Here is a 23,885-nt window from a genome sequence, read left to right as displayed (position 1 = left end):
TAATCTATTTTTACTGATTTATACATTGCCTATAAAGTGATGGAGATATGCTATTTGTAGATAAAGCTTCAACTAAATACTAAGCAATGGAAAAAAACATAAATATAGATGATTTTTTAAAAGAAAAAGTTGATGATTGCCATCCGATTTTTCGGAATGCTCCTTCAACTGTAGAATTTAATAAATTGCGTAAACGCCTTTTACGCAACATGCGGCAAGCAATCGATGATTTTTCTATGTTATCCTCAGGAGAAAAATGGCTTGTTGCTTTATCCGGAGGAAAAGATTCTTATGGTTTACTAGCACTTCTCCTTGATTTAAAGTGGCGTGGTTTGTTACCTGTTGAAATTTTAGCTTGTAACCTTGATCAAGGGCAACCAGGCTTTCCAAAGCATATTCTTTCTGATTTTTTGAAATCTTATAAAATTCCACACCGTATTGAATATCAGGATACTTATTCAATTGTTACAGATAAGTTAGCACAAACGCAAACATATTGTTCACTTTGTTCTCGATTACGACGTGGGCATCTATACCGTATTGCTCGTGAAGAGAGATGTTCTGCTTTGGTTCTTGGACACCATCGTGATGATGTTTTAGAAACATTTTTTATGAATCTATTCCATGGTGGCCGATTAGCAGCTATGCCTGGAAAACTTATCAATGATGAAGGTGATCTTTTTGTTTTGCGTCCTCTTGTTTATGCTGCTGAAGAAGATATGGAAAAATTTTCTCAAGCAATGCAGTTTCCTATTATTCCTTGTAATCTCTGTGGCAGTCAAGACGGCCTACAACGCGATGCAATGAAGGTAATGCTCAATGATATCGAAAAAAGAATGCCAGGACGAAAAGATACCATGATACGCGCTTTAACAAATGTGCGTCCAAGCCATTTACTTGATAAAAAACTCTTTTCTTTTAAAATTCCATTGTAATTTTAATGTATAATTTTCATTTTAAAAAAGAGAGAATACAAGTTTTTTTGATATGATTATGAATGAGTCAAAATAGATTCATATACTTAATCAAAAGAGAAAAATATTTACTTTGTTTTTTAATTCAGAAAGTAAAAATTAATTTATTTGTATACTATGATATATCTATATTATCATTTTCTTGAATTTATAAAGCATATTTTCAATATTTAGATTAATAATTCTTCATGATAAATATATTGAAGAAGAATAAAAAGTGTTGACCAAATGAAAAGTCAACCTTATGTTCCATTTACTTCCTGCACACAAAGTGTTTTGTTTGGGAGCGCGTAGCTCAGCTGGTAGAGCAACTGACTTTTAATCAGTAGGTCCAGGGTTCGAATCCCTGCGCGCTCACCATCTGCTATTCCATAAAAATTGATCAAAAATTAATAAGATGATTCGCTGAAATGTATCTTTTTTTTTCATGAATAAACAATGTGTAATTGTTGTTCACAGAGAATATTTTTTTATTATCTGTATTAGATTGTTATATTTTATTAGTAATTCTATATCTTAATACATTGTTTTTTTTAATTTTATTTTTGAAAATGTATTAAAATAATATCTAAATTTTTACAGTGCTTAATAAATATTTTTTATATTATATTAACGTATTATATTGGCCCCTTGATAAAAAATACTTTTGAGAATAATCCCCGTTCTATTGGGGATATAAGTATTTCTTCTACTAGAATAAATTTTTCTTAATCATATGCGGTGAACGCAATCAGAAAAGTTAATAGAGAATAGGTGGGCTAAAAATGTTTTTAAAGAGTAAAAAGAAATTGACCTCGGTTATTAAGTTGGCATTTCAATTTTTCTTTATAATAGCTACTGCTGGATTATTGACAGCCTGCGCAAGCAAAACAACACAACTTCCAGTGAAAGACTCTAAAAACAACAAGATATCTGGTATAATGAAAATAAAAAAATCTTCTGTGTCTCCGAAGCCTTTAAATCAACAAAATGAATCAAAAAACAAAAATAAACAGATCTCTGTTGGTAAACCCTATAAAATAAAAGGAAAATGGTATTATCCAGAAGCTGATTCAAATTATAAACGCGTTGGGCAAGCATCGTGGTATGGTGAAGGTTTTCATGGACGCTTAACTGCAAATGGTGAAATTTACGATATGAATCTTTTAACAGCAGCCCATACTACGCTGCCTTTACCTAGCTATGTTCGTGTTACTAATTTAAAAAACGCTTCTTCTATCATTGTTAGAGTTAATGATCGTGGCCCTTATATGAAAAATAGAATTATTGATTTATCAAAACAAGCTGCAGTAATGCTTGGCTTTGAAGATGATGGAATAGCAGATGTTAAAGTGGAGTATGTTAGTGAAGCACCCATTAATAATTATGACGGTAGTTATTTAATGGCCTCTTATACGCCTGGAAATTATACTTCGCTTATGATATTAGCGTTAACAGATATTGAGGAAAAGAAGAAAGATACCGTGTCTTTAGCATTGAACGGAGAGAATCAAAAGAAATTAACGAAGGTTGTTGTTAATCAAAAGAAGTCTTCTTGGATAAAATTGCCAGAAATTGGTCCAATTTTAGTTGATAAACCTATATCATCATACACTGAGGCTTTTCTGTAAATAAGTCAGACATAATTTTTATTATTTTAGAAAAAATGATTAATTTTTAAATTTTTGATTTTAAATGATTTTTGAAAAGAAGAATATAATTAGTTATGCGATTATTTGCAGTGGATTACAAAATTCTGTTTCTCTTAATTCTAGTTTTTTGAAAGATTTTTTGCAAAGAGAAAAGATACATTTTATAAAATAATCACTGAATAATTACGAATATAATCTACACTAAATAAGGAATTAAGGTTTATACGTATTGGGTTATTTCATTACATTCGAGGGAGGGGAAGGCGTAGGTAAAACAACTCAAATTTCTTTGCTTGCTCATTATTTCCATAGTAAGGGATATGAAGTTGTTATAACAAGAGAACCTGGAGGTACTGCAGGTGCAGAGATTATGCGCCATATTTTATTATCAGGTAGTGCAGTCCAATATGGATCATTTATTGAAGCAGTTTTGTTTACAGCAGCGCGAGCTGATCACGTTGCTGAAGCTATTAAACCTGCTTTGCAAGCAGGTAAGATTGTTTTATGTGATCGATTTATTGATTCTACACGTGTTTATCAAGGATTAAATAATAAAGTAGATTCCTATCTTCTCTCTATTTTAGAATGTATTGGTATAAATGGGGTGATGCCTAATTTAACATTTTTATTAGATGTACCTGCAATATTTAGTATGGAGCGTGTAAAATTGCGAAGAAAAGAATCTGGAATAATTGATCGTTTTGAAAAAGATGAATTGAAGATTCAAGAACAAAGACGACAAGCTTTCCTTCAATTAGCAGAAAATGAACCTAATAGGATTCAGGTTATTGATGCAACAGGTACAGTAGAAGAAATTTCTTGCCAAATAAAAGATATTTGTCATCAGATAATACTGGATCATTCTTCATGAACGATATTAATTTTTTTCACCAACATGATGATATTGAAGGAATTTTATCACCATTACAAAATAATATTATCGTTGGTCATGAAGAGGTTCGTCATTTTTTAGCTCAGCTTCGTAAAGAAAAACGTTTACACCACGCATTATTATTTGAAGGAGAACGAGGAATTGGCAAAGCAACGTTATCGTTTCACTTTGCTTGGAATATTTTAAGCAATCAAGAAAATGGATTTTTACAACCAGAGCATGATTCAGTTATATGGCGCCAAATTGGACAGGGGAGTCATCCTAATCTTGTATATGTTGCACGTCGTTTTGATTCAAAGATAAAAAAATTCAGAACAGGTATATCAATTGATGACATTCGCAATATGATGTATTTCTTAAATCAAACATCTCAAAATGGTGAGTGGCGTATCGTTATCATTGATCCTGCAGATGATATGAATAGAAATGCCGCTAATGCACTTCTTAAAACACTTGAAGAACCTCCAGAAAAAACTTTATTCATTATTATTACGCATTCTTCAAGAAAATTGCTTTCAACAATTCGTTCACGATGCCAACGAGTTTTGTTACGATCATTGCGTGATGACGAAATGAAACAAGTAATTTCACATATTATACCCAAGCAAGTGCTAAGCGATGAAGAAACTGTTAAAATGATTATTCAAAAATCTGAAGGCAGACCTCGGAAAGCAGCATTACTTATTAGCTATGGTGGGTTTGAAATTGCTAAAACTCTTGATAATCTTTTCGAGCAATCTATTTGTAACCTACCTATTGTTCATAACTTTGCTCAAGCACTTTCATCATTTGATTTGGATATCCAATTTCAACAATTTTGTGATGAAATTCTTGATAGGATTCAAAAAAAAGCTATCTTCTTCGCTGAGCGAGGAGTTCTTACTTTATCAAAGAAATATGCGCAAATATGGCAGAATGTTCATCAAGAAATATTAGAAATGCAGTCATTTAATCTTGATAAAAAACAATTTGTTATCAATCTTCTTTTGAAAACTCGTAAGATTATTCAACAAATATAAGCTTTTTCCGTGACAATATGACAAGCGTTATGCCATTATATTTTTTCTTGCATTTTAAAGCGGGTTAATAACATGTCTGATACGTATTATATAACAACTCCAATTTTTTATCCTAATGGCGCTCCACATATTGGGCATGCTTATAATGCTATTGCAAGTGATGCATTAGCCCGTTTTCATAGATTAGATAGCAAAAATGTGTTTTTTTTATCTGGTACAGATGAACACGGTCTCAAGATGCAAAAAACAGCAGAAGCGTTAAATATAACACCTCAACAACTTGCCGATCGTAATAGTGCTCTTTTTCAAAAAATGCTAACGGCATTAAATTGCTCTAACAATGATTTTATTCGCACAACGGAAGAGCGGCATCATAAAACCTGTCAAGTGATGTGGAAAAAAATGGAAGCTAATGGCGATATTTATCTTGATCGCTATGCTGGTTGGTATTCAATTCGCCAAGAATCTTATTATGAGGAAAAGGATACTGAAATTAGAGAAAACGGAATCCGTTGTGAGAAAGAGTTAGGATCTCCAGTCGAATGGAATGAAGAAGAAAGTTATTTTTTTAAACTTTCTCGTTATGGAGATTCTCTGCTTGAACATTATGAAAAATATCCTGATTTCATTGGTCCCAATGAACGACGTAACGAGATTATAAGTTTTGTTAAATCAGGCTTGAAAGATATTTCTATTTCACGGACCAATTTTAATTGGGGAGTCTCTGTTCCGAATAATCCAAAGCATGTGATGTATGTCTGGGTTGATGCACTGACAAATTATCTCACAGCTATTGGCTTTTTTGATAACACTTCGAAAAAACGTGATTACTGGCCTACCAATGTTCATGTCATTGGTAAAGACATTATTCGTTTTCACGCAATTTATTGGCCAGCATTTTTACTATCAGCGGGAATTGAATTGCCTAAGCGTATTTTTGCACATGGTTTTTTGTTCAACCGCGGTGAAAAGATGTCAAAGTCTATTGGAAATATCGTTGATCCTTTTAAAATGATTGATCATTATGGTGTTGATCAAGTGCGTTATTTTTTTCTTCGTGAAGTGCCATTTGGGCAGGATGGTAGTTATAGCCATGATAGTTTGGTTAACCGTGTCAATGCAGATCTTGCTAATGATCTTGGCAATTTGGCACAACGCTCTTTGTCTATGCTGCAAAAAAATTGCGATGCAAAAGTCCCTAGTCCGGATACATTTTTAACTCAGGATCAACAACTTTTAGAACAATCTCTTCAAGCACTTGAAGTAGCACGCAAAACCATGTCATGTCAGGCACCACATTTAGCACTTTCAGCTATTTTTTCAGTTATAGCAAATGCTAATCGCTATTTTGCTGGTGAAGAGCCTTGGAGTTTACGTAAAAATAACCCAAAAAGATTTTGTACAGTTCTTTATGTAACTGTGGAAAGTTTGCGGCGGATAGGTATCATGCTGTTGCCATTCATTCCGCAATCCGCTGCTAAGCTTCTTGATAGTCTTGCTATTCCTGAAGACAATCGATTGTTGCGGCATATAAGCAGTTTAAGGATTAAGGAAGGGACTGATCTTCCACCACCAGAAGCAATTTTCCCTCGATATATCCTTAAAAAGGATGACGTTCATGATGCTAATTGATACACATTGTCATCTTGATTTTGAAGATTTTGCACAAGATCTAGATGGTGTTATTCAACGAGCTTTAACTTCTGATATTGGACGTATGATAACGATTTCAACATATGTTCATAAATTGGATAAGCTTTTAGTAATTGCACAAAATTATGATCAAATTTTTTGTTCTGTTGGAACACACCCCAATAATGCACATGAAGAACAAAATATTAAAGCTGAAGATCTTATTCATTTATCAAAGCATCCAAAAATTGTTGCATTAGGTGAAGCTGGGCTTGATTATCATTATGATTATTCTTCACCGAAAGAGCAAAAAAAAAGCTTTCTAGAACATGTTATTGCTTCCCGAGAGACACAGCTGCCTCTTGTTATTCATTCACGCAATGCTGATACAGATATGGAGAAAATATTATATGAACAAATGAAGGAGGGGGATTTCCCCTTTATTCTTCATTGCTATTCATCTGGAATGCGGCTTGCTCATGCTGGTATTGAACTTGGTGGATATGTATCTTTTTCAGGTATTCTCACATTTAAAAATGCACTTAAAATTCGTGAAATAGCAAAGAGTGTACCTCATGAACGTTTATTAGTTGAAACAGATGCACCATTTTTAGCACCAATACCTCATCGTGGCGAAATAAATGAGCCATCTTTTGTGTGTCATACTGCAGCTATACTAGCTGAAATTCTTGATTTAAGCATTGAAGAAACAGCTCAGATTACAACACAAAATGCCTTTCGTTTGTTTAGTAAAATGAAATAAAGAGAATGTCTGATTGCTACCGATTTACGATATTGGGTTGTGGTTCATCACCAGGAGTTCCGCGTCCTAATGGTTTTTGGGGAGCGTGTGATCCGAATAATCCTAAAAATAAACGTTATAGAACTTCTTTATTAGTTGAGAGAATTCAAAAATCAGGCTTAAAAACAACTGTTATTATTGATACTGGTCCGGATTTTCGATCACAAATGTTAGATATGCGTGTTAGCCATCTTAATGCTGCTATTTACACGCATCCTCATGCAGACCACACTCATGGTATTAACGATTTACGTAGCTATGCACTCGCACAAAAGTGTTTAATAGATATTTATGCAAATGCATTCACGCTAAAGCACCTTAATAAGGCTTTTGGTTATTGTTTTCAAACACCAAAGGGATCATGTTATTCTCCAATTTTAAAAGCGCATCTTATAGATGAAGAGAGTAAATTCACAATTAGCGGGCAGGGTGGAGAAATTACTTTTAACACGCACTTACAGCTTCATGGTACTATTCATTCTTTGGGTTTTCGTATTTGCAATGTTGCTTATTGCACAGATGTGAACCAATTTCCTGAAAAAATACTTCCAGGTCTTATGAATTTGGATGTTTTAATTATTGATGCTCTTCAATTTAAACCTCATCCTAGTCATTTTTCGGTTGATCAAGCATTGTATTGGATAAATTATCTTAAGCCCAAACGAGCTATATTAACACATATGGATAATTCGCTAGATTATAACGATGTTATAAAATACGTTCCACCACATATTGAACCAGCATATCAAGGACTTAACTTTGAAATTGAAGCTGAAGATTAAAGCTGTCATAGATTACTGATTTTTTGTGTGTTTATTAAAAAGTTCCATAATATATATTATGCAATCGTAAGATGAATACATACAATAGTAGGATAAACATATGCTTAAAATATTTATCTAATTATTCTTTTGTGCACCTAATTGGGGGAATAATTGCATGATAGCTCCAATACAGTAAATATAAATGCCAGTAATTGAAATTCCAACCTTAACCCAATATGGGGTATTAAGCTGATAATAAAGTGCAGCAGCACCGAAAGCACACCATATAAGAAAAATTGGAAGATTAAGCATGCGTAAACGAATAACTCTTACTGGGTGAATAAAATAAATAGGTAAGAAAGAAAGAATTGCTGAAAGCAAAACAGTGATAAACGCAATCCATTCTCCTGGCTTTACCACAAAAAGCATGAAAAGAATCATATTCCAAACTACAGGAAATCCTTTAAAAAAATTCTCTTTTGTTTTCATTCCAGTATCTGCATAGTAGATAGCTGACGAGATAACAACAATAGCACTTAATAAAAACGATAATCCTGGTCTCATAAAACCGCTTTGATAAAAAGCAAAAGTTGGGATTAAAACATAAGTTACATAATCAATAATGTTGTCTAATAATTCACCAGACCACGTTGGCAGTACAGATTTAACATCAAGTTTGCGTGCAATTGGCCCATCGATTCCATCAACAAGAAGAGCAAGTCCAAGCCAACAAAACATAGTAATCCACTCTTTTTCAGATGCAGATATCAAAGAAAGAAATGCTAAAAATGAACCTGAAGCTGTTAGCAAGTGGACAGAAAAAGCCCTTGCTTGTGGTACTATTATTGTTTTTTTGCACAAACAGTTTGGTTTAAGTTTCAATTTTTTATCCTCGTTTCCCAACTCGATTATTTTTTTTATGTTTGTATCGTAATATTTATTAGGTTATGCAATAAGAAAAAGTATTTTATTATAATTTAGAAAATAAGATAAATTAATATTGTGATATCTAAAAAAAACGGACATAGCGATATAGCTGTTATTGGTACAGGTCCAATTGGTATGCTAACAGCACTTAATCTTGTGCACGAAGGTTATTCCGTTTCTCTTATTGGTTTGCCTCCCCATACGAGTGAGCTACGGACATCTGCTCTTATGATGCCAGCAATTCGTATGCTTCAAAAGCTTAACATTTGGGATATTATCAAATGTCATGCTGCAGCTTTATCCTCAATAAGAATTATTGATGCAACATCTAGAATTATACGCTCTCCTACTATAAGTTTTTATTCTTCTGAGATTAATGAAGAATTTTTCGGTTATAATATACCTAATTCCACACTGAACAATGCTTTAATGCATGCCATCACGCATACACCAGGTATTGCAAAGTTTCCTTCTTTAGCAAAATTCTTTCATCATCAACAAGATCATGTATGTATCACTCTTTCAGATGGTCAGTTAATTCAAGCATCACTTATTATTGCAGCCGATGGGCGGAACTCTTTAGCACGGCAAGCAGCTGGAATTAATGTGAAACAATGGAACTATCCACAGACAGCTCTTATCTTAAATTTTTTACATACTTTACCTCATAATAACATATCAAATGAATTTCATACAAAGGATGGTCCTTTTACACAAGTTCCTTTACCAGGAAATAAATCTAGTCTTGTATGGGTTTCTAATCTCATGCATGCTAAAGAATTATTGAATATGAAGTCTGAAGTGATTGCTAAAATTATTGAAGATAAAATGCAATCAATGCTCGGTAAGATAACAGTAGACACAGCAGTTCAAGCGTACCCTCTCTCAGGTCTTATTTCTAGTTGCTTTGCTGCTAATCGAACAATTTTAGTAGGAGAAGCCGCTCATGTTTTTCCTCCTATTGGAGCACAGGGATTAAATTTGGGATTTCGTGATGTTCAAACTTTAATTGATATTTTATCTAATAAAATCTCTGATTTTAATCCTAAGACGATTATTTCCTATTATAATCGATATCGTAAACCTGATATATTCATTCATACAGCATCTATTCATGCACTAAATTGTGCTCTGCTTTCTAATATGTTTCCTATTCATATTATGCGAAGTATTGGATTTGAATTATTACGTAATTTTTCGCCGTTACGTAATTTTTTTATGCGAGAAGGAATACATCCCGGTTATGGATTAAAGGAATTGATAATCAAAAGAATACTCTCTTAGGTTGTAATTAAAATATTTTACAAAAAATACGCGATTTAAAATAAATATTGATCAAAGGACAAAAATAATTACATTAAAAATGTTTAGAACCGTATTTGGGTGGTTGACCTTTGGCAGGAACCCTGTAGAAAAGCGTATATCTTTAAAATGGTTTGGAGGGGTGGCCGAGCGGTTTAAGGCACCGGTCTTGAAAACCGGCGTGCAAGAAACTGTACCGTGGGTTCGAATCCCACCCCCTCCGCCACACTCAAAAGGGTCTTCAAGGGGTTTTCTTAAAGAGTCTTTATTTAGAAAATTTTAGTATAATCCGGTAGCGATTTGCGCTTCTTCTGACATGAGATCGGGTGTCCATGGTGGGTCAAATGTCATGGCCACTTCAACTCCTAAAACACCCTCAACTGCACTCACAGCATTTTCTACCCAGCCTGGCATTTCACCTGCAACAGGACAACCAGGTGCTGTAAGTGTCATTTCAATTTTTACTGAACGATCATCTTCAATATCAATACGATAAATCAACCCTAGTTCATAGATATCAGCAGGAATTTCTGGATCATAAATGGTTTTAAGAGCAGCAACGATATCATTCGTCATACGATCAATTTCAGCTGCTGGAATTGCTGATATATAAGCTTTTTCTTTTCCATCTTCTCTATCAACTGATTGAGCAGAATGACATGATGCTTCAGTTGATTTATCCATTAAAAAATGTCCTTGCTTTTTCTAATGCTTTAACTAGTTGGTCAACATCTTCGTGATTATTATACATGGCTAATGATGCACGACAAGTTGATGTTGAGCTAAAATGTTGCAACAGAGGCTGTGCACAATGTGTTCCTGCACGTATAGCAATCCCTTCCCGATCAATAAACATTGCGATATCATGTGGATGAATGCCTTCAATTGTAAAAGATACGATAGGTCCCTTGTTAGGGGCACGACCATAAATACGCAATGATTTAACTGTTTCAAGCCTTTCATGCATATAAGCCAAAAGTTCCAGTTCATGTGCATGAATAGAATTTTTATTTTTTTCATCTATGTAATTAATAGCAGTAGCCAATCCAACAGCCTCGACTATAGGAGGAGTTCCAGCTTCAAAACGATATGGAAGAGAGTTGTAGGAAACCTGATCGACAGTTATCTCCTCAATCATCTCCCCTCCTCCTTGAAAAGGATTCATCTCTTCTAAGCGAGATTTTTTTCCATAAAGAACACCAATACCTGTAGGACCATAAATCTTATGACCGGTAAAAACATACCAATCACAATCAAGGTCTTGCATGTCAACTGTTAAATGCACAATTCCCTGAGAACCATCGATAAGAACGGGAACAGCATTTTGGTGCGCTAGCTTTACTATCTCTTTAACAGGGGGAACAGTTCCCAATACATTTGACATATGAGTAATAGCAACAAGCCGAGTTTTATTACTAAAAGCTTTTTGAACATCTTCAATGTGTAAAATACCATCTTCATCAACGGGCACAAAAACAAGCTTAACACCTTTGCGTTCACGGATAAAATGCCAGGGAACAATATTTGAATGATGCTCCATGATCGTGAGAATGATTTCGTCACCTTCATTCAAACTAGACATTCCCCAACCATAAGCTACAGTATTGATAGCTTCTGTTGCATTTTTAGTAAAAATAACCTCTTCAACTGTTTGTGCATTTAAAAAAGAACGAACCGTTTCACGAGAATTTTCATAAAATTGTGTTGCTGAATTTGATAAAAAATGTATTCCTCGATGGACATTAGCATAACTGCTTTGATGAATATTATTCATTGCCTCGAGAACTGGTTGTGGCTTTTGAGAAGAAGCTCCGTTGTCAAGATAAGCTAATCGCTTACCATAAACAGTATGGTGCAAAATAGGAAAATCACGTCGAATTTCTTCTACATTATAATTCAATGTTTGTGTGTGATTTTCCATTTTTTTCCTTAGAGATATTTTTGTTTAACCAGTTACCAAGGATATTATCCAAAATAATTTGGACATCATCTTGATTGATGTCATCAATTAATTCTGAAACAAACCCCTTGATTATAAGTGCACGAGCCATTTTAAAGGAAATACCACGTGCCATTAGATAAAAAAGATGGTCACGGTTAATTTTAGTAACCGTTGCACCATGACCACAAGAAACATCATCAGCAAAAATCTCTAACTCAGGTTTTGCGTCAAATTCTGCATCATCTGAAAGGATAAGACTATTACAAGCCATACGTGCATCTGTTTTTTGAGCTTTTTTTGCAACACGTATCATTCCTTGAAAAACACCATGAGCCTTATCCGTAATCACATTGCGTATGATCTCCGTTGAGGTTGATGCTTCTTCAGCGTGGAGAACATTCATTGTAATATCACTATGTGTTTGCCCAGATAATAAATTGATCACGCGCAATTGAAAATTAGCTTCTTTTTCCTGTAATTCTATATCAATTTCTTGACGATTAAGCTGGCTACCTATGTTAATTATATAAAGTGATAATTTAGCATTTTCACCAAGCACAGCACGAAATCGACCAAATTGTGTAGAATTCACTCCTCGATCTTGGATAAGGATCCATGTAACATCACTATGCGCTGCAACATGCAGTAAACATATAGAACTGACAAGGCTATTTTGGTCGTTACCAATTTGGCGTTCAATCATTGTAACTTGACTTTTTTTTCCAACCTTAATCTCTGAAAAAATATGCGATTGCCCACTCATTTGAATATTTTGTAACTCGATTGGGACATCTAATTTTGTATTTTCAGGAATTTGAAAAATCCAACCATCCGTTACAAAAGCTGTATTTAATTGCCCAATAAAGTCATCATCAGAAATCACTTGATCTATTATTTTTGTATCATTTTCTTCTAATAAATCTGCAATTTTTTTTACTATAATATTCGCTATTTTTGATTGTGTGAATACTTTACCATTTTGGATAGCAAAAATAATATTTTCCGAAAGTAATGGATTGATAAATTCTTGATTATTTATTTCTGAAAAGTCACTAACAGATTTCAATAAAGTACGTAGATTAGTATAGTGCCAATTTTCAATTTTGCGTGAAGGCAACTTTGTTTTTTGAAATAACTCAATAGCCCTTCTGCGTATCGCCTGCACTTCTTTATTGCCTGGTAAATTGTTGACACGTTGATTAAAATAATTGATGATATTAGTCTCAATTTCTATTAATTCTTGCTGCGAGTTCATACTCATATTTAATGACCTCAAGCTGCTTCACCGATGATATCAGCATATCCATTTTTTTCTAAATAAAGTGCTAATGATTTGTCTCCACTTTTTATGATATGACCTTTATGGAGAATATGCACCGTATCTGGTACAATATAATCAAGCAACCGCTGATAGTGAGTAATAATTAAAAATGAGCGTTCCAAGCTACGAAGTCTGTTAACACCATCAGCAACAATTTTTAATGCATCAATATCTAAGCCAGAATCTGTCTCATCTAAAATACAAAGTGTAGGTTCAAGTAGAGCCATTTGAAGAATTTCAGCTCGTTTTTTTTCTCCACCTGAAAAGCCAACATTTAATGGGCGCTTAAGCATGTCCATATCGATTTCAAGTTTGGAAGCAATTTCTTTAACACGTTTAATAAATTGAGGAATTTTAAGCTCTTCATCATTACGGGCTTTACGTTGAGAATTCATAGCAACCTTTAAAAATTCCATTGTCGCAATACCTGGTATTTCCATCGGATATTGAAATGCAAGAAAAATACCAAATGCTGCACGTTCTGCTGGATCCATCTCTAAAATGGATTGTCCATTATAAAGAATATCTCCCTTTGTTATTTTATAATCATCATGACCAGCAAGCAAATAAGATAAAGTAGACTTCCCTGCTCCATTTTGTCCCATAATGGCAGCAACTTCACCATTTTGAATAGTTAAATTTAAATCACAAATAATCTCTGTATTGGTTTCAGAAATACAAGCATGTAAATTTTTGATTTCTAACATAATTTAATCCTGGTTTCGTTACTTTAATATTCAACGAGCATTTCTATTTTATTAATAATTAACCTACACTACCCTCGAGGCTAATACCAATGAGCTTTTGTGCTTCGACCGCAAATTCCATGGGAAGCTTTTGAATCACTTCTTTTACAAAACCATTAACGATTAACGCGATAGCTTCTTCTTCAGGAATCCCTCTTTGCATAACATAAAAAAGCTGATCATCAGATATTTTTGATGTCGTTGCTTCATGTTCAAATTGGACTGTTGCATTTTTTGCTTCAATATAAGGTACTGTATGAGCACCACAGTTATTACCAATTAACAAACTGTCACATTGAGTAAAATTACGAGCATTTTGCGCTTTTCGGTGTGCAGTCACTTGCCCACGATAAGTATTATTTGAAAAGCCTGCTGAAATTCCTTTAGAAATAATACGACTTGATGTATTTTTTCCTAAATGGATCATTTTTGTACCGGAATCGATTTGTTGATAACCATTTGCAATAGCTATAGAATAAAATTCTCCAGATGAATTATTACCACGGAGTAAACAAGAGGGATATTTCCAAGTAATTGCAGAACCTGTCTCAATTTGAGTCCATGAAATTTTAGAGTGGTCGCCTCGGCAATCCCCACGTTTCGTTACAAAATTATAAATACCACCCTTACCTTCTTTATCACCAGGATACCAATTTTGTACTGTAGAGTATTTAATTTCAGCATTTTTTAATGCAACGAGTTCAACAACAGCAGCATGGAGTTGATTTTCATCACGTTGAGGTGCTGTACATCCTTCAAGATAAGACACGTAAGAATTTTCATCTGCAATGATCAATGTTCTTTCAAATTGACCTGTATTGCGTTCATTAATTCTAAAATAAGTTGAGAGTTCCATAGGACAACGAACGCCTTTAGGAATATAAACAAATGAACCATCTGTAAAAACAGCAGCATTTAAAGCGGCATAATAATTATCACTGATTGGAACCACTGTTCCTAAATACTCTTTAATCAAGGCAGGATGTTCAATAATTGCTTCTGAAATAGAACAAAAAATGACACCAGCACGCGCTAATTCTTCTTTAAATGTTGTCACAACAGAAACAGAGTCAAAAACCGCATCAACGGCCACTCGTCCGGAGCCATAAATATTATCATCAAAAGCAAAATTCTCAGTTTGTTTTTTTACTCCAGCTAAAATTTCTTGCTCTTTAAGAGGAATGCCAAGTTTTTCGTAAGTTGCCAATAATTCAGGATCAACTTCATCTAAAGATTTTGGTCCAGTATGATTTTTAGGAGCAGCATAATAACAGAGATCTTGAAAATTAATTTTTGGATATTGAATACGCGCCCAATTAGGCTCTTTCATTGTCGACCAACGATGAAAAGCCTGTAAACGCCACGTCAACATCCATTCAGGTTCACCTTTTTTAGCAGAAATAAATCGAATAATATCTTCATTTAAGCCTTTTGGAGCTTTATCCATTTCAATATTGGTTTCAAAACCATATTTATACTGATCAACATCTATTTCACGTACTTGACGTATCGTCTCTTGTACTGCCGGCATCAACCTTCTCCATTTTGCCGGTGCCTAAAACCGGTGACTAAAAACCTTGCTTTTTTCGAAATAAAACAATTAGTCTGTTTTTAGGTTATATGTAAAATAGGAAAATTTCAATCAAGCTTATTCTATTTTTAAAAGACCGTATTAAATTTTTTCAGTGATCAATTTGATTTTTTGTTTTTATTGATAATTTGAGAAAAAATTAATAAAAAGTCATCGATATCTTTAAGAGTTGTATATCGTCCTATTGAAACACGGATTGCACCTTGGGGTACATAGTATCCCATGGCTTCTAAAACTTTGCTTTGCTTCACTTTTCCTGAAAAACAAGCAGAACCCGATGATACAGAAAATCCTGCTAAATCAAAGGAAATTTGCATTGTTTCAGCTTTTATATTACGTACAGAAAAATAAGTAGTATTCGGCAAACGCTGGACATTTTTGCAAAAAATTTCAATTTCATCGCTAATTTTTTGTAAACCTTCTTCTAATTTATCACGCAAATAACTTAATTGTTTTACCTCTTCTTGAGTAAAGCAATCAGTCATTGCGGCTCCAAAAGAAGCAATAAGAGGCAATGCTTCTGTTCCCCCGCGGAACCCTTTTTCTTGCCCACCAGCGACAATGAGAGGTTGTGGCATAAGAAGACCTTTAGCAACAAAAGCACCAACCCCCTTAGGACCACCAACTTTATGAGCTGAAAGTATAAAAAAATCCCCTCCAAAATGATTAATATCAATGAGATTTTTATCTACATATTGTACCAAATCAACAATGAATACACCTCCAGCGTTGCGGACAATATCAGCGATCTCTCTTATGCGTTGAATGACGCCAGTTTCACCATTTGCTGCTTGAATAGCAATGAGAGGTAAACCTTTTCTTTTATCATGTGTAGATAATAAGCTTTTTAATTTTTCTTGTTGAATGAGACCATTTTGATCAACCGGAATTACACTGATTGATTTTTTAGAAAAACGCCCCCCCTCTGCAATAGATGGATGCTCACTAGCACCAATATAAAGGTGAGAAAATCGTACTTTTTTAGAATATCCCATATTATAAAGAGGTGTAAGTAATGTCATTGCTGCTTCACTTGCACCAGATGTAAATACAATATGCTCTGGATTTGCATTAAGTCTATCGGCAATTTGCCGACGCGCTTTTTGTAGTAAAGCTTTAGCAGCACGTCCTTCAGTATGTACAGATGATGGATTGCCAAAAATCTCTAAAGATTCTAGTAACGCCATTCGTGCTATTTTTGTGAGTGGTGTTGTTGCATTATGATCAAAATACCGGCGTTTTACAGCCATTTTAAAATTCCAATATAATTTTTATGAATTGATTTTCAAAAAACAACGCAATTTTCTTGAAAAATTCCTATAAAACAGAGTATTTAGCGATTAATTAAAGTACAATAAATTATGCATATACAAAGCAGATTTTACGGTGAAAATTGACTATGGTCAATGATAACTTAAGGAGCATTTAATGCCAGAAATCATTTTTAATGGCCCTGCAGGTCGTCTTGAAGGGCGTTATCAACCCTCACAACAAAAAAATGCCCCAATTGCAATTGTTCTACATCCTCATCCCCAATTCGGTGGAACAATGAATAATAGAATTGTCTATGACCTATTTTACATGTTTCACCAACGTGGTTTTACCACATTACGTTTCAATTTTCGTGGAATTGGTCGAAGTCAAGGTGAGTTTGATTACGGAACAGGTGAACTGTCAGATGCTGCCGCTGCACTTGATTGGGTGCAGACACAACATCCTGATTCTCAAAATTGCTGGGTAGCTGGATATTCATTTGGTGCGTGGATTGGTATGCAACTTTTAATGCGTCGACCAGAAATTGAAAGTTTTATATCTATTGCTCCTCAACCCAATATTTATGATTTTTCATTTCTTGCTCCTTGCCCCTCCTCTGGTCTTATAATTCACGGTGACTCTGATAAAGTTTCTCCTCCAAAAGATATTCAAGCTCTTGTTGATAAATTAAAAATGCAAAAAGGTATTACCATTACGCAAGAAATATTAGAGGGGGCTAATCACTTTTTCAGTGGGTATAACAAAAAACTTCTTGAGCGATGTGCGCGATATTTAGATAATCATATTGCAAATGAAAGATTGGTTTCTCCACTTGAAATCTCTTCTTCTTACTTAGGACGTCAAAAAGCTTATAAGAAATAAAAAAATTACTCTTAAATACTTCAAAAGTGTCTTTTTCTAGGAAGATTAAGACACTTAGATGATGATTTTTGTATTTTAGATAAATTTTGAAAAATAATTCAATATAGTCAATGAACACACGTTCCTTAAGCTTGTTCATTCTAAGAGAATGCTTAAAACAAAAAATGCAACTTCTAATTATCTCGATATTATTGCTAACGTATTTTTTAAAAAAATACTATTAATTTCAAAATTTTATTCGATTATGAAATTAATCGCTCTTTATTATAATCAACATTTTCATATTCTTGTGAGCTTTGTATTATTTATGATAAAGACAACGCGTTAGCTTCCAATCCTATAAATGCAGGAAATAAATCCATGTTTTCTTTTAAATCTGAATTTTTACATGTTATGAAAGAGCGAGGTTTTATACATCAAATTTCAGATGAAAAAAGCCTAGATAATCTTTTCTTAAAAGAAATTGTAACTGCTTATATTGGATTTGATCCCACCTCCTCAAGTCTTCATGCTGGAAGTCTTCTTCAAATCATGATGCTCTACTGGTTACAAAAAACTGGTCATAGGCCTATTGTTTTGATGGGTGGTGGTACAGGTATGATCGGTGATCCCTCTTTTAAAGAGGAATCCCGGATGCTTTTAACACAAGATGATATCGCTAAAAATATCGTTGGCATTAAAAAGGTTTTTGCCAATTATTTGACATTTGGTGATAAAAAAACTGACGCACACATTATCAATAATGCTGAATGGCTATGCAATATAAATTATATAGAATTTTTGCGCGATGTAGGAAAACACTTTTCAGTGAACCGTATGTTGTCATTTGATTCTGTTAAACTTAGACTTGAGCGTGAGTATTCTTTATCATTCCTTGAATTTAATTATATGATTTTACAAAGTTATGATTTTGTTGAACTCAATAAGCGCTATGGATTACGCCTGCAAATGGGTGGTTCAGACCAATGGGGCAATATTGTTAACGGTATTGAATTAGGACATCGTTTAGGAACACCACAGTTATATGCATTAACTTCGCCATTACTGACCACGTCTTCTGGTGCAAAAATGGGTAAATCATTAAGTGGTGCCATATGGCTTAATGCAGATATGCTTTCACCTTACCAATTTTGGCAATATTGGCGTAATACAGAAGATGCTGATGTAACACGATTTTTAAAACTTTATACCACGTTACCAATGAATGAAATTTCTAAACTTTCTGCATTACAAGGCATTGAAATTAATGAAGCTAAAAAGATTCTTGCAACAGAAATTACAGCAATGTTGCATGGATATACTGTTGCAAATGAGGCTGCAGAAACTGCACGTAAAACTTTTGAAGAAAAAACTCTTGGAGATAATCTGCCAGCAATTGAAATCAATGCTATAGAATTTAAAAAAGGTATTGGATTGCTTTCTCTTTTAGTCCAAGCAGGATTAGCTAAATCCAACAGTGAAGCACGTCGACATATTCAAGGTGGAGGTGTGCGTGTAAATGATCAAATTGTTACAGATGAAACTCGCTTAATTTCCGAAGAAGATATCAATACAATAGAGAGCATTAAGATCTCCTTTGGAAAGAAAAAACACGTTTTAATTAAACGACTATAATCTATGATCTACATTTTATAGTTTCTTAAATGACTTATAAGCTAGATTGATTAATATCATATCAAAGAGAAAGGTAAGCCAATGACACAACCAACTAAAGGTGATATTGCCCCTGATTTTAAGTTACCACGTGATGGTGGCAGTCATTTATGCTTTTCCGATCTTCGAGGAACACCAGTTGTTTTATATTTTTATCCCAAAGATGATACAAGTGGATGCACAAGAGAAGCGATTGATTTTACAGGATTAAAAGAAGAATTCGATAAAATTGGAGTCGTTATTGTTGGTATATCTCCAGATAATATTGAAAAACACGATAAATTTAAAGCGAAACACAAACTTGATATCATCCTTGTTTCAGATGAAGAAAAAACCGCTCTTAGAGATTATAATGTTTGGATCGAAAAGAGCATGTATGGGCGTAAATATATGGGTGTTGAACGTAGCACATTTCTTATCAATTCAAATGGAAAGATAGTAGAAGAATGGCGTAAAGTTAATATATCTGGACATGCTGAAAAGGTTTTAGCAGCTGCACGCGCTATGGTAAAATAATATTCTATAATTCAATTATTGAGCATGGGTGCTTTTTTGTAAATTTAATTTTGATAAGATTAATCATCATAAATAAGACCGATAAAGTAAATGATCATAACAAGAAAATTTAAATATTATAGATTAGTATCTTCAATCACCTGCTTTTTTCCATAAACTCGCTGGGCAAGTGCTGCTTCTATAAATCTATCTATATCACCATTAAGTACAGATTGCGGATCAGTATTTTCAATGCCTGTGCGTAAATCTTTAACAAGCTGATAGGGTTGAAGAACGTAAGATCTAATTTGGTGCCCCCATCCAATTTCTGTTTTAGAAGCTTCAACGGCATTGGTCTCTTCTTCACGCTTTTTAAGCTCTTCTTCATAAAGACGCGCACGTAACATAGACCAAGCTGTTGCTCTATTTTTATGCTGAGAACGCTCCGTTTGACATTGAACAACAATACCTGTTTTTATATGAGTGATGCGAACTGCAGAATCCGTTGTATTGACATGTTGTCCTCCAGCTCCTGATGCACGATATGTATCAATACGCACATCGGACTCTGATACATCAACTTCAATATTGTCATCAACAACGGAATAAACCCAAACACTTGCAAAAGAGGTATGACGTCTTGCATTTGAATCATATGGTGAAATGCGCACCAGACGATGAACTCCTGACTCTGTTTTTATCATACCATAGGCATTATGCCCTTTTATGAGAATGGTTGCTGATTTTATACCCGCTTCTTCTCCATCATGAATTTCTAAGACTTCAACCTTCATTTTATGCTGTTCAGCCCAGCGAGTATACATGCGTAGAAGCATGGCAGCCCAATCTTGGCTTTCTGTGCCACCAGCTCCAGCATGAATTTCTAAATAAGTATCATTGGAATCTGCTTCTCCTGAAAGAAGTATATCAATTTGACGTTTATCTATCTTATTTTTTAATTCACGTATTGTGTTTTCTGCGTCAGCAATAACATCTACATCATGTTCTTCTTCACCCATTGCGATTAATTCAATAGATTCTTCAAGTTTTTGCGTAAATAATTGAATGCTGTTAATGGAATCTTCAAGGGATTGACGCTCACGCATCATATCTTGCGCTTGTTGTGCATTATTCCAAAGTGATGGATCTTCTGTCTTTTGATTAAGATATTTAAGACGTTTCAGCGACTGATCCCAGTCAAAGATGCCTCCTTAGCAATTGAAGTGCCTGCTGAATTTCATCGACTAATGTTTCTATTTCTGTTCGCATAATTTAGCACTCTCAGCCTTTATTTTTACTGCCACAACATCTCTATTTTCTACATTTCTTATATAGAGGATGTTGTCCTCTTTCGTCAATTTACTGATCGTAGTTTAATTACAGAAATAAGTGAATATCACCCATAACAGCTTATGATTACATAAATTTTCTACTATTACTATATTTTATTATAGGACCATCTAAAGTAACTAATTTTCGTGTATACTCACTTCAATACAATCCACCAGTACCACTTTCAAGAGCCTTATGAACTTGCGGAGACGTTGTTACTGTAGGTACGCCCTCTTGAAAAGAATTTGTTCCACCAATAACCTGATACATATCAGAAGGACCAGTTCCTGGTTTGAATGCTTCTATGATAACATCAGTGTCCCCTTCTACAGCAAGCATGCCTGTTTTACGATTAATTGCCATTAAAATCATATCATCTGGTACTTTAAACGGAACATCCGGTTTGTCTTTTAGGGCATTGTTCATAAACTCACCAAAAATAGGTACTACTAACGCACTTCCTGTTCCTTTATGTCCTAGTGAAGCTGGTTGGTCGTATCCTAAAAAAACACCAACTACAAGATCAGGCGTAAATCCTATAAACCACGCGTCTTTAGAGTCATTAGTTGTGCCTGTTTTGCCAGCAATGTGCTGATTAAGGTAACGCAAACTTGCAGCTGTACCACGCTTAACAGCTCCTTCCATCATTGAAGTAATCTGATAAGCTGTCATAGGATCAAGAACTTGATCTCGTTCATCAATCAATTTGGGTTCACTCTGATAATCCCATGATTGAGCATTACAATTTTCACATAGGCGGTTATCATGACGGTATATCGTTCTTCCATAACGATCTTGAATACGATCTATAAGGGAAGGTTGAAGAGAGCGCCCTCCATTTGCAATAACTGAATAAGCTGTTACCATTTTTAAAACTGTTGTTTCACCAGCTCCTAAAGCCATAGGAAGATAAGGCGGTAATTTACTTGCAACGCCAAAACGCTCTGCATATTCGGAAACCAGATTCATTCCCATATCATTAGCGAGACGAACAGTCATCAAATTACGAGAATACTCAATACCATAACGTAACGTTGAAGGTCCTGCAAATGTATCACCATAATTTTTAGGTTGCCAAACTGTGCCATTACTTTGGCGAATTTCAACAGGAGCATCTAATATGACTGATGCTGGTGTATATCCATTATCAAGAGCTGCTGCATAAACGAACGGTTTAAAAGCAGAACCAGTCTGACGGTAAGCTTGTGTTGCACGGTTAAATTCAGATACAGCGAAAGAAAAACCACCTATCATTGCAAGAACTCGACCTGTATGAGGGTCCATTACAACAATTGCACCTTCAACTTTAGGTATTTGTTGTAAGCTATACATATTGTCTGCATCGGATAATTTTTTAACGAAAATAACATCTCCAATATGCAAAACATCAGATAAATTTTTGACAGTTTTGAAATGACCATTTTTATTAATAACCTTTAATGCCCATTTTGATTGTTCTGTAGACAATTGAGAAATTTCTCGTTTTTTTGATAATAAACCTGACTCTTCAAGTTTTGGTTGTAAACCAATCTCTATTTTGTTAGCGTCTGCAGAAAGAACAACTGCTAAATCCCATTCGGGCACATCACTTAACTTAGGAATATCTGCAAGCGCTATACCCCAATCTTTTTCTTTTTGATTATCAATATGTTTATAGGCTCCACGCCATCCTTGTGTGTGATCAAATTTAATTAAGCCATTTTGCAAAGCATGCCGTGCAATAAGCTGCAAATGCGGATCAAGCGTTGTACGCACTGAAAACCCGCCCTTATACAGTGCTTCAGCCCCATAACGATTCATTAAATCACGGCGAACTTCCTCAGTAAAATAATCAGCAGCAAAAACGTAACTATCACGTCCACGTAAGACTACTCCTAAAGGTTTTTCTTTAGCTTGTTCACCTTGTTCTAATGTTATGTATCTATTAACAACCATCCGATCTATAACCCAATTACGCCGCTCAATAGCCCGTTGTGTATGTCTGAACGGATCGTAATTTGCAGGAGCTTTAGGAAGAGCAGCAAGATAAGCGCATTCCTCCAAAGTAAGTTCATCGACAGATTTATTAAAATAAGTTAATGAAGCTGATGCAACACCATATGTGCCACGACCAAGATAAATTTCATTAAGATACAATTCCAGAATGTGATCTTTTGAATAAGTTCTTTCAATACGCATCGCAAGAATAGCTTCTTTTAATTTACGTTCAAATGTTGGATCTGAATTTAATAAAAAGTTTTTAGCAACTTGCTGTGTAATGGTTGATGCCCCCTCTGGACGTCGACCAGAACCCATATGAATGATATTACTGATTAAAGCTCTAGAAATCCCCTCAGGATCTAAACCAAAATGATTATAAAAATTCTTATCTTCAGCTGAAATAAAAGCTTCTTTAAGAATATTTGGAATTAATTGAATTGGTAAATAAAGGCGATTTTTTGTTGCAAACTCTGCCATAAGATTGCCATCAGTCGCATGTACACGCGTTACCACAGGCGGTTCATAAAGCGAAAGAGCCTTATAATCAGGAAGCCCATTAGCTTGACTATTTGTCATTATTAACAACAATACAGTTTTATAAAATCCAATAGTAATAAAAGAACGAAAAAAATATCTAAAAAAAATCATCATTAAAATGGGTATCGCTTTGTTATGTGTATGGTAAGTGAAACCTACTATGCTCTGTTATTCATAGAGCATAATTGTGACTGAATTAATATAAATGC

20 protein-coding genes and 2 tRNA genes are annotated in these 23,885 nt (G+C 34.4%); 13 read left to right on the top strand and 9 right to left on the bottom strand.

Annotation, left to right across the window (positions count from 1 at the left end; genetic code table 11):
- The first annotated feature begins 86 nt into the window (after positions 1-86).
- From ttcA to H710_RS04455, 8 genes are all read left to right on the top strand, one after another.
- A complete protein-coding gene (gene ttcA, locus H710_RS04490; protein ID WP_041849637.1) occupies positions 87-935 on the top strand; it encodes a tRNA 2-thiocytidine(32) synthetase TtcA in 849 nt (282 codons plus the stop codon).
- 323 nt (positions 936-1,258) lie between these two features.
- Positions 1,259-1,334 (top strand) — tRNA-Lys (locus tag H710_RS04485).
- Between the two features lie 404 nt (positions 1,335-1,738).
- Positions 1,739-2,584, top strand: a complete 846-nt coding sequence (locus tag H710_RS04480) for a septal ring lytic transglycosylase RlpA family protein (protein ID WP_041849636.1) — start codon at positions 1,739-1,741, stop codon at positions 2,582-2,584.
- A gap of 250 nt (positions 2,585-2,834) precedes the next feature.
- Positions 2,835-3,476, top strand: a complete 642-nt coding sequence (tmk, locus tag H710_RS04475) for a dTMP kinase (protein WP_041849635.1) — start codon at positions 2,835-2,837, stop codon at positions 3,474-3,476.
- Positions 3,473-4,516 carry a DNA polymerase III subunit delta' gene (locus H710_RS04470; RefSeq protein WP_041849634.1) on the top strand — a complete coding sequence of 348 codons (1,044 nt, stop codon included), beginning with the start codon at positions 3,473-3,475 and terminating at the stop codon, positions 4,514-4,516. Before tmk ends, H710_RS04470 begins: the two co-directional genes overlap by 4 nt.
- A 72-nt stretch (positions 4,517-4,588) precedes the next feature.
- Complete coding sequence (metG, locus tag H710_RS04465) at positions 4,589-6,148, top strand: methionine--tRNA ligase (protein WP_041849633.1); 1,560 nt, start codon at positions 4,589-4,591, stop codon at positions 6,146-6,148.
- Positions 6,138-6,911, top strand: coding sequence for a TatD family hydrolase (locus tag H710_RS04460; RefSeq protein ID WP_041849683.1), 774 nt, complete (start codon positions 6,138-6,140; stop codon positions 6,909-6,911). The genes metG and H710_RS04460 overlap by 11 nt, the downstream gene beginning before the upstream one ends.
- A 5-nt stretch (positions 6,912-6,916) precedes the next feature.
- A complete protein-coding gene (locus tag H710_RS04455) occupies positions 6,917-7,732 on the top strand; it encodes an MBL fold metallo-hydrolase (RefSeq protein WP_041849632.1) in 816 nt (271 codons plus the stop codon).
- 117 nt (positions 7,733-7,849) lie between these two features.
- On the opposite strand, the gene pcsA is transcribed toward H710_RS04455, so the two are convergent.
- The gene (gene pcsA / locus H710_RS04450) at positions 7,850-8,596 is read right to left on the bottom strand and encodes a phosphatidylcholine synthase (protein WP_280508810.1); all 747 of its coding nucleotides are present in this window, start codon (positions 8,594-8,596) and stop codon (positions 7,850-7,852) included.
- Between the two features lie 120 nt (positions 8,597-8,716).
- Here pcsA and H710_RS04445 point away from each other — a divergent pair, with 120 nt between their 5' ends.
- Both H710_RS04445 and H710_RS04440 read left to right on the top strand, forming a co-directional pair.
- Entirely contained in the window at positions 8,717-9,925 is a 1,209-nt protein-coding gene (locus H710_RS04445) for a UbiH/UbiF family hydroxylase (RefSeq protein WP_041849630.1), read from the top strand.
- A 154-nt stretch (positions 9,926-10,079) separates the two neighbouring features.
- A tRNA-Ser gene (locus tag H710_RS04440) sits at positions 10,080-10,169 on the top strand.
- 53 nt (positions 10,170-10,222) lie between these two features.
- On the opposite strand, the gene H710_RS04435 is transcribed toward H710_RS04440, so the two are convergent.
- The 6 genes from H710_RS04435 to H710_RS04410 form a co-directional block, all read right to left on the bottom strand.
- The gene (locus H710_RS04435) at positions 10,223-10,627 is read right to left on the bottom strand and encodes an SUF system Fe-S cluster assembly protein (protein WP_041849629.1); all 405 of its coding nucleotides are present in this window, start codon (positions 10,625-10,627) and stop codon (positions 10,223-10,225) included.
- A complete protein-coding gene (locus H710_RS04430) occupies positions 10,620-11,864 on the bottom strand; it encodes a cysteine desulfurase (RefSeq protein ID WP_041849628.1) in 1,245 nt (414 codons plus the stop codon). The genes H710_RS04435 and H710_RS04430 overlap by 8 nt, the downstream gene beginning before the upstream one ends.
- Positions 11,833-13,146, bottom strand: coding sequence for a Fe-S cluster assembly protein SufD (gene sufD / locus H710_RS04425; protein WP_052472887.1), 1,314 nt, complete (start codon positions 13,144-13,146; stop codon positions 11,833-11,835). The genes H710_RS04430 and sufD overlap by 32 nt, the downstream gene beginning before the upstream one ends.
- A gap of 11 nt (positions 13,147-13,157) precedes the next feature.
- Positions 13,158-13,913: a Fe-S cluster assembly ATPase SufC gene (gene sufC / locus H710_RS04420; protein ID WP_041849627.1), complete on the bottom strand. Its 756-nt coding sequence runs from the start codon at positions 13,911-13,913 to the stop codon at positions 13,158-13,160.
- Positions 13,914-13,971: 58 nt separating this feature from the next.
- A complete protein-coding gene (gene sufB, locus H710_RS04415) occupies positions 13,972-15,483 on the bottom strand; it encodes a Fe-S cluster assembly protein SufB (RefSeq protein ID WP_041849626.1) in 1,512 nt (503 codons plus the stop codon).
- Positions 15,484-15,641: 158 nt separating this feature from the next.
- Positions 15,642-16,793, bottom strand: coding sequence for a cysteine desulfurase family protein (locus H710_RS04410; RefSeq protein ID WP_041849625.1), 1,152 nt, complete (start codon positions 16,791-16,793; stop codon positions 15,642-15,644).
- Between the two features lie 178 nt (positions 16,794-16,971).
- Here H710_RS04410 and H710_RS04405 point away from each other — a divergent pair, with 178 nt between their 5' ends.
- From H710_RS04405 to H710_RS04390, 3 genes are all read left to right on the top strand, one after another.
- Positions 16,972-17,679: an alpha/beta hydrolase gene (locus tag H710_RS04405; RefSeq protein ID WP_041849624.1), complete on the top strand. Its 708-nt coding sequence runs from the start codon at positions 16,972-16,974 to the stop codon at positions 17,677-17,679.
- A gap of 360 nt (positions 17,680-18,039) precedes the next feature.
- Positions 18,040-19,293 (top strand): tyrosine--tRNA ligase, encoded by a 1,254-nt coding sequence (tyrS, locus tag H710_RS04395; protein ID WP_041849622.1) that lies wholly within the window; start codon positions 18,040-18,042, stop codon positions 19,291-19,293.
- Between the two features lie 81 nt (positions 19,294-19,374).
- A complete protein-coding gene (locus H710_RS04390) occupies positions 19,375-19,848 on the top strand; it encodes a peroxiredoxin (protein ID WP_041849621.1) in 474 nt (157 codons plus the stop codon).
- A 116-nt stretch (positions 19,849-19,964) separates the two neighbouring features.
- On the opposite strand, the gene prfB is transcribed toward H710_RS04390, so the two are convergent.
- A protein-coding gene (gene prfB, locus H710_RS04385; RefSeq protein ID WP_155367626.1) for a peptide chain release factor 2 occupies positions 19,965-21,096 on the bottom strand; the annotation gives its coding sequence in 2 pieces (ribosomal slippage) (positions 19,965-21,026 and positions 21,028-21,096; 1,131 coding nt in all).
- Between the two features lie 222 nt (positions 21,097-21,318).
- Positions 21,319-23,790: a penicillin-binding protein 1A gene (locus tag H710_RS04380; RefSeq protein ID WP_041849619.1), complete on the bottom strand. Its 2,472-nt coding sequence runs from the start codon at positions 23,788-23,790 to the stop codon at positions 21,319-21,321.
- Positions 23,791-23,885 lie beyond the last annotated feature (95 nt).

The sequence above is a fragment of the Bartonella bacilliformis Ver097 genome (assembly GCF_000709795.1).
Classification (GTDB): Bacteria; Pseudomonadota; Alphaproteobacteria; order Rhizobiales; family Rhizobiaceae; genus Bartonella; species Bartonella bacilliformis_A.
Note: the sequence above shows the minus strand (reverse complement) of the source record. Positions and strands in the feature narration are given on the sequence as shown.

Coding starts and splice junctions, on each gene's coding strand:
- sufB (WP_041849626.1), bottom strand. CDS start 15,483: ATGCCGGCAGTACAAGAGACGATACGTCAAGTACGTGAAATAGATGTT.
- ttcA (WP_041849637.1), top strand. CDS start 87: ATGGAAAAAAACATAAATATAGATGATTTTTTAAAAGAAAAAGTTGAT.
- H710_RS04430 (WP_041849628.1), bottom strand. CDS start 11,864: ATGGAAAATCACACACAAACATTGAATTATAATGTAGAAGAAATTCGA.
- metG (WP_041849633.1), top strand. CDS start 4,589: ATGTCTGATACGTATTATATAACAACTCCAATTTTTTATCCTAATGGC.
- sufC (WP_041849627.1), bottom strand. CDS start 13,913: ATGTTAGAAATCAAAAATTTACATGCTTGTATTTCTGAAACCAATACA.
- sufD (WP_052472887.1), bottom strand. CDS start 13,146: ATGAGTATGAACTCGCAGCAAGAATTAATAGAAATTGAGACTAATATC.
- H710_RS04410 (WP_041849625.1), bottom strand. CDS start 16,793: ATGGCTGTAAAACGCCGGTATTTTGATCATAATGCAACAACACCACTC.
- H710_RS04380 (WP_041849619.1), bottom strand. CDS start 23,790: ATGATGATTTTTTTTAGATATTTTTTTCGTTCTTTTATTACTATTGGA.
- H710_RS04455 (WP_041849632.1), top strand. CDS start 6,917: ATGTCTGATTGCTACCGATTTACGATATTGGGTTGTGGTTCATCACCA.
- H710_RS04390 (WP_041849621.1), top strand. CDS start 19,375: ATGACACAACCAACTAAAGGTGATATTGCCCCTGATTTTAAGTTACCA.
- H710_RS04480 (WP_041849636.1), top strand. CDS start 1,739: ATGTTTTTAAAGAGTAAAAAGAAATTGACCTCGGTTATTAAGTTGGCA.
- H710_RS04405 (WP_041849624.1), top strand. CDS start 16,972: ATGCCAGAAATCATTTTTAATGGCCCTGCAGGTCGTCTTGAAGGGCGT.
- H710_RS04470 (WP_041849634.1), top strand. CDS start 3,473: ATGAACGATATTAATTTTTTTCACCAACATGATGATATTGAAGGAATT.
- H710_RS04435 (WP_041849629.1), bottom strand. CDS start 10,627: ATGGATAAATCAACTGAAGCATCATGTCATTCTGCTCAATCAGTTGAT.
- H710_RS04460 (WP_041849683.1), top strand. CDS start 6,138: ATGCTAATTGATACACATTGTCATCTTGATTTTGAAGATTTTGCACAA.
- tyrS (WP_041849622.1), top strand. CDS start 18,040: ATGTTTTCTTTTAAATCTGAATTTTTACATGTTATGAAAGAGCGAGGT.